A 5,591-nucleotide genomic window follows, 5' to 3' on the forward strand; every position below is an offset into this window, starting at 1 on the left:
CCGGCCGCGCACCGAATTCGTCGCGCGTTTCCTGGGCGGTCATAACGTGCTGAGCGCAAACGGCCGCGCTTTCACCGTGCGCGCCGATCACCTGCGCATCGCGCCTCACGGCGTGACGCCCGTGCAGACATCGGGCAGCGACGGCGGGGTCAGCCGTATCGGCGGGATTCCGTGCACGGTCCGCGAAACCGAATACCAGGGCACACACTTGCGCATGACACTCGCGCCGCTAGACGGTTCGCCCGAACTCATCTCACTGCTCCCCGATAACGAATACGACCCGCAGCGCCTTGGCACCGATGCGCGCGTCGTGGTCTGGTGGAACGAGCAGGACGCCCATGCATTTGCGGCATGAAAGACCGCTTTGCGTTGCATTGAACGAGAACATTGAAACGACAACGTCACCAAGGGAGATTGCAATGACCGAGCGAAAAGAACATCCGTCCGATACCACCACGAGCGAGCCCGCCGAATCCGGCCTCGGTTCGGGTCAGGGCCTGTCACGCCGCACGTTGCTCAAGGGCGCGGTTGCGGCAGCGGGTATTGCGGGCTTCCCGTATGTGCACGCGCAGGAAAAGATCACGTTGCGATATCTCGGCACCGCGGTGAACCAGAGTTCGGATATCGCGAAGAAGTTTCAGGAAGACACCGGCATCCAGATCCAGTACATCCCCGTCACGACCGACGACGTCGCCAAGCGCATCATCACGCAACCGAATTCCTTCGATATTGTCGACACCGAATATTTCTCGCTGAAGAAGCTGATTCCCGCCGGCACGCTTGCCGGCATGGACGCAAGAAAGATCAAGCTCGCCGATAAGATCACGCCCGTCCTGACGCGCGGTGAGGTCGACGGCAAGAAGATCGGCGACCAGGGCACCGCGCCGAAGAAGGTGATGTTCCTGACCGGCGCACGTTCGACGCAATTCTCCGCGACGCCCACTGAATGGATGACGCTGATCCCCACCACCTATAACGCGGACACGCTCGGCATTCGCCCCGACCTGATCAAGCGCCCGATCACGAGCTGGTCCGAGCTGCTCAATCCCGAGTTCAAGGGCAAGGCTGCGCTGCTCAACATTCCGGCCATCGGCATCATGGATTCGGCAATGGCGATCGAAGCGATGGGTCATGTGAAGTATGGCGACAAAGGCAACATGACCAAGGCCGAGATCGACCAGACCATCAAGATCCTGATCGAAGCCAAGCGCGCAGGCCAGTTCCGCGCCTTCTGGAAGGACTTCAACGAAAGCGTGAACCTGATGGCGTCCGGCGAAGTCGTGATCCAGTCGATGTGGTCGCCGGCCGTCACGAAGGTTCGCACGATGGGCGTTGCCTGCAAGTTCCAGCCGCTGAAGGAAGGGTATAGGTCGTGGGCATCGGGCTTCGGGCTGCCGCGTTCGCTGCAGGGCCGCAAGCTCGACGCGGCGTACGAGTTCATCAACTGGTTCCAGGACGGCTGGGCGGGCGCCTATCTGATGCGCCAGGGCTATTACCCGGGCGTGACGGACACCGCGAAGTCGCACATGCAGGCGTACGAATGGGACTACTGGATGGAAGGCAAGCCCGCTGCGCAGGACATCAAGGCGCCCGATGGCCAGTTGCTCGAGAAGGCCGGCACGGTACGCGACGGCGGCTCGTACAACCAGCGCATGGGAGCGATCGCGTGCTGGAACGCAGTGATGGACGAGAACATCTACATGGTCCAGAAGTGGAACGAGTTCATCGCGGCTTGAGTATGCAAGGGCCGGCCGCGTGCGTTGCATGAAGCCGGCCGGATCAGTTCAAACAATGGGTAATCACGCGATGGCATCGATCGAGCTTCCTGTTCAAACGCTTGAGGCGCCGGTGAAACACCGGCGAGCCGCCGCATGGCTGCAGGCAACGCCGCTTACGCTCACCTTCGCGTTGTTTTTCATCGTGCCGCTCATCATCACGCTGATCGTGAGCTTCTGGGACTTCAACGAATACCAGATCATCCCGGCGTTCACGTTCAAGAACTACGCGGCGATCTTCGATGGATGTTCGTCGATGACCGATGTCTGCGTGACCTTCAAGACCTATTGGTCCACCATCAAGTTCTGCGCGATCGTATGGACCGTCACGCTTTTGATCGGCTTCACGATTGCGTATTTCCTTGCATTCCACGTCCGGTCATCGGGCATGCAAACGGTGCTGTTCCTCGTTTGCACCATACCGTTCTGGACCTCCAACGTGATCCGGATGATTTCATGGATGCCGCTGCTCGGCCGCAACGGCCTCGTCAACCAGGCATTGGTGAGCGCGCATCTGGTCGAGCGGCCGCTTGAATGGCTGCTGTACTCGAACTTTTCCGTGGTGCTCGCGTTCGTGCATCTCTACACGTTCTTCATGATCGTCCCCATCTTCAACGCGATGATGCGCATCGACCGCTCGCTGCTCGAAGCTGCGCGCGATGCAGGCGCAAGCGGCTGGCAAGTCATCCGCGAAGTGGTGCTGCCCTTGTCGAAGACGGGAATCGTGATCGGATCGATCTTCGTGATCACGATCGTCATGGGCGATTTCCTGACCGTCGGCGTCATGGGCGGGCAGCAGATTGCGTCGGTGGGAAAGATCATTCAGGTGCAGACGGGCTATCTGCAGTTCCCCGCTGCCGCGGCCAACGCAATCATCCTGCTGGCCGTGGTGCTTCTGATTGTCTGGGCGCTGACTCGTGTAGTCGATATCCGCAAGGAGCTGTGACATGGCCGCCAGCGGTCTCAAACCCGGTCTCAAACATCGTGAACGCAGGCCCGCGAGTTTCTACTGGCTCGCACTCGTGTTTGTGCTTTTCGTGCTGTTCCTGTACGGCCCGGTCATAACAATCTTCATCCTGTCGTTCCAGGGGCCGGAAGGCGGCCTCACGTTTCCCATGCGCGGCGTGTCGCTGCATTGGTTCGAGGTGCTGCGGCAGGGCGTTGGAGACGTCGACATCTGGGCGGCGTTCGGGCGTTCGGTGCGGCTCGCGGCCGTGGTCACGGTGTTGACCGTGCTGTTCTCGGTGACGGCGGGACTTGCGTTCCGCAAGCGTTTTCGCGGAGATACCGCTGTGTTTTATGTATCGGTGGCAAGCCTGATCATGCCGTCGATCATCGTCTCGCTGGGGATTGGCCTCACGTTCCGGCTGCTCGATAACGGCGTCAAGTATCTCGCCACCGTTCTGGACCACGAGTCTTTCGTCGATAACTACACCACGTCGATGGGCCTTTACACGTCCGCGCTCGGCGCGCACCTGACGTGGACGCTGCCCTTCGGCCTGCTCGTGATGTTCGCCGTCTTCAACCGGTTCAACCCTGCTTACGAGGAAGCGGCGCGCGATCTTGGCGCTTCGCCTTGGCAGAGTTTCAGGCACGTGGTGTTGCCGATCATCGGGCCGTCTGTGATCGGCGTCGGCATGTTCGGCTTTACGCTGTCATGGGACGAGATCGCGCGTACGTCGCAGGCAATCGGCGACCAGAACACGTTGCCCCTTGAATTGCAGGGCCTGACGACTTCCGTGACCACGCCCGTCATCTACGCGCTCGGCACCATGACCACCATGTTGTCGCTCACCGTGATGATCGTCGGGCTACTCTTGGTGCGCTGGCTGGCCCGGCGCCGCTCGCGCGCACTGGCGCTCGCAGGCTGAGCGTCTAGCGCGTCACGATCAGTACGGTTCGCGTGTGATGCGGATTGCTTTTGCCGGCGGGACATGGCGGGCAAGCGCACGCGCGACGATTGCATCGGCGGTTGCATGGGCCTTCATGCGCGTCTGCATCCGCACGATGCGGTCGACTTTTTTCGGGCTGTCGCGATGAAGCGCCCAGTAAAGCGCGCTCAGCCATCCCACGATTGTCCATCCGAGCAGCGCGTTCATCAGCGCGAGCAGCAGCACGTTGCGCCGCCCTCTCCTGTCCGCCACGATAGACGGCGTAAAGTACACAACCATGGCGACAACGGCGAGAAGAGCCTGGACCAGCGTTTTTGCGACCATTTTTCAATCTCCTTACAGATCGCGTGAGCCGGACATGGATGCAACCTTCTTGCATTGCAGTCTGCGGTCCGTTCAAGCGAAAATTCAGAATAGACCCGATGGCCGCGAAGGTCCAAGTCACAAATTTAACCGCCGTAATAATCAGGCGCTATCGAACCGCCTCTCACTTATAAGAACATGACCCAAGATCCGGCTTCATCCCGCGCCTTCGTGCCCTTCCCCGACTCTCCTGTGGCAAACGCCGCAAGCGGCCCGCTCAGCGGTCTGACATTCGCCGTGAAGGACATCTTCGATGTCGCCGGTTACCCGACAGGCTGCGGCAGCCCCCACATGCTGGCAATGTCCGGCATCAAGACGGCCAGCGCGCCCGTCGTCGATGCATTGCTTGCTGAGGGTGCGGTTTTCGCCGGCAAGACACACACGGAGGAACTCGCGTTTTCGATGACCGGCAAGAACGCTCACTACGGCGCGCCGCGCAACGGCGCCGCGCCGGAGCGCATCGCGGGCGGATCGAGTTCCGGATCGGCGGCGGCGGTATCGAACGGATTGTGCGACTTCGCGCTCGGCACCGACACTGGCGGCTCAGTGCGCGCGCCCGCGAGTCACTGCGGACTGATCGGCTTGCGGCCAACGCACGATCGCGTATCGCTCGATGGCTGCATGCCGCTCGCCCCGGGCTTCGACACGTGCGGCTGGTTTGCGCGCGACATGAATACGTTTGCTCGGGTGGGCGAAGTGCTGCTCGGCGAAGACACCGCCACGCTCGCAGATACACCCGACGCGTGGTTGCCCCGCGATGCGCTCGCGGGCTTGCCCGGGCACGTCGCGACACTTTTCGCGGCAACGCTCGATACATTGCGGCCGCGGTTTGGCGTTATCGAAGGCACCGATGTCATGACGCCTTCCACCGATGCGCTTTATTGGGCTTTCCGCTACATACAGGGATTCCAGGCATGGCAAAGCCACGGCGCGGCGATCGAGAAGCATGACTTCCAGCTTGGGCCAGGCGTGCGCGAACGTTTTTTCTGGTCGAAGACTGTCACGAGCGGTCAGAACGGCCAAAGCGAGAATATCCGCGCGCAGTTTCGCACCGGCCTTTTGAAGTTGTTGGAAGGCGGCCGCGTCATTCTCATGCCCACGATGCCGGACGTCGCGCCATTGCTTTCTGAAAGCGATGACGCACTCGATGATTATCGAAACCAGTCGATCAGGATGTTATGCATTTCGGGGCTAAGCGGATGTCCGCAGATCACTGTTCCGTTAATGCAGATGGACGGCGTGCCGCTGGGATTTTCCATAATCGGCGCGCCCGGAAGCGATAAGGGTCTGATGGAATTGGCCCGCAAGCTGATGGTGTAGTTGCAATCGAAAATCGAAACAGACCGGCTATCGATCTCTACTCGTAAAGGGTTACGCAACCCTTTACTCCGCGCTGTCATTCCAGTCCCTGTGGGGATTGGAATTCCTCTCAAAACATTTGATTTCAGATTTTGCAAATCGACGATGGCAGCCTGTCGCATGCCCGGCGCGATCCTGTTTCGTCCGGAAAACTCAAACTGTATTCCCTGCGATGGCTCAGTCATAAACAACTACTGAAACT

At 60.3% G+C, this 5,591-nt stretch carries 6 protein-coding genes; 5 read left to right on the top strand and 1 reads right to left on the bottom strand.

Features of this window, described 5'->3' with window-relative positions:
* The 4 genes from ACFFAR_RS23060 to ACFFAR_RS23075 all read left to right on the top strand — a co-directional run.
* Positions 1-355, top strand: a 355-nt coding sequence (locus ACFFAR_RS23060) for a TOBE domain-containing protein (protein ID WP_375508533.1), incomplete at its 5' end; no start/stop codon positions are given.
* 64 nt (positions 356-419) lie between these two features.
* Positions 420-1,736: a PotD/PotF family extracellular solute-binding protein gene (locus tag ACFFAR_RS23065; protein ID WP_062002181.1), complete on the top strand. Its 1,317-nt coding sequence runs from the start codon at positions 420-422 to the stop codon at positions 1,734-1,736.
* A gap of 70 nt (positions 1,737-1,806) precedes the next feature.
* Positions 1,807-2,721, top strand: coding sequence for an ABC transporter permease (locus ACFFAR_RS23070; protein WP_375508535.1), 915 nt, complete (start codon positions 1,807-1,809; stop codon positions 2,719-2,721).
* Between the two features lies 1 nt (position 2,722).
* Positions 2,723-3,646, top strand: a complete 924-nt coding sequence (locus ACFFAR_RS23075) for an ABC transporter permease subunit (protein ID WP_174364700.1) — start codon at positions 2,723-2,725, stop codon at positions 3,644-3,646.
* 18 nt (positions 3,647-3,664) lie between these two features.
* Here ACFFAR_RS23075 and ACFFAR_RS23080 read toward each other — a convergent pair whose 3' ends face one another.
* A complete protein-coding gene (locus ACFFAR_RS23080) occupies positions 3,665-3,991 on the bottom strand; it encodes a superinfection immunity protein (RefSeq protein WP_075360329.1) in 327 nt (108 codons plus the stop codon).
* Between the two features lie 177 nt (positions 3,992-4,168).
* Here ACFFAR_RS23080 and ACFFAR_RS23085 point away from each other — a divergent pair, with 177 nt between their 5' ends.
* Positions 4,169-5,350, top strand: coding sequence for an amidase (locus ACFFAR_RS23085; RefSeq protein ID WP_375508534.1), 1,182 nt, complete (start codon positions 4,169-4,171; stop codon positions 5,348-5,350).
* Positions 5,351-5,591: the final 241 nt, after the last annotated feature.

This window comes from uncultured Caballeronia sp. (genome assembly GCF_964243625.1).
Classification (GTDB): domain Bacteria; phylum Pseudomonadota; class Gammaproteobacteria; order Burkholderiales; family Burkholderiaceae; genus Caballeronia.

Excerpts from the sequence above, each read along its gene's own strand:
- ACFFAR_RS23065 (WP_062002181.1), top strand. The coding sequence starts at position 420 with ATGACCGAGCGAAAAGAACATCCGTCCGATACCACCACGAGCGAGCCC.
- ACFFAR_RS23070 (WP_375508535.1), top strand. The coding sequence starts at position 1,807 with ATGGCATCGATCGAGCTTCCTGTTCAAACGCTTGAGGCGCCGGTGAAA.
- ACFFAR_RS23075 (WP_174364700.1), top strand. The coding sequence starts at position 2,723 with ATGGCCGCCAGCGGTCTCAAACCCGGTCTCAAACATCGTGAACGCAGG.
- ACFFAR_RS23080 (WP_075360329.1), bottom strand. The coding sequence starts at position 3,991 with ATGGTCGCAAAAACGCTGGTCCAGGCTCTTCTCGCCGTTGTCGCCATG.
- ACFFAR_RS23085 (WP_375508534.1), top strand. The coding sequence starts at position 4,169 with ATGACCCAAGATCCGGCTTCATCCCGCGCCTTCGTGCCCTTCCCCGAC.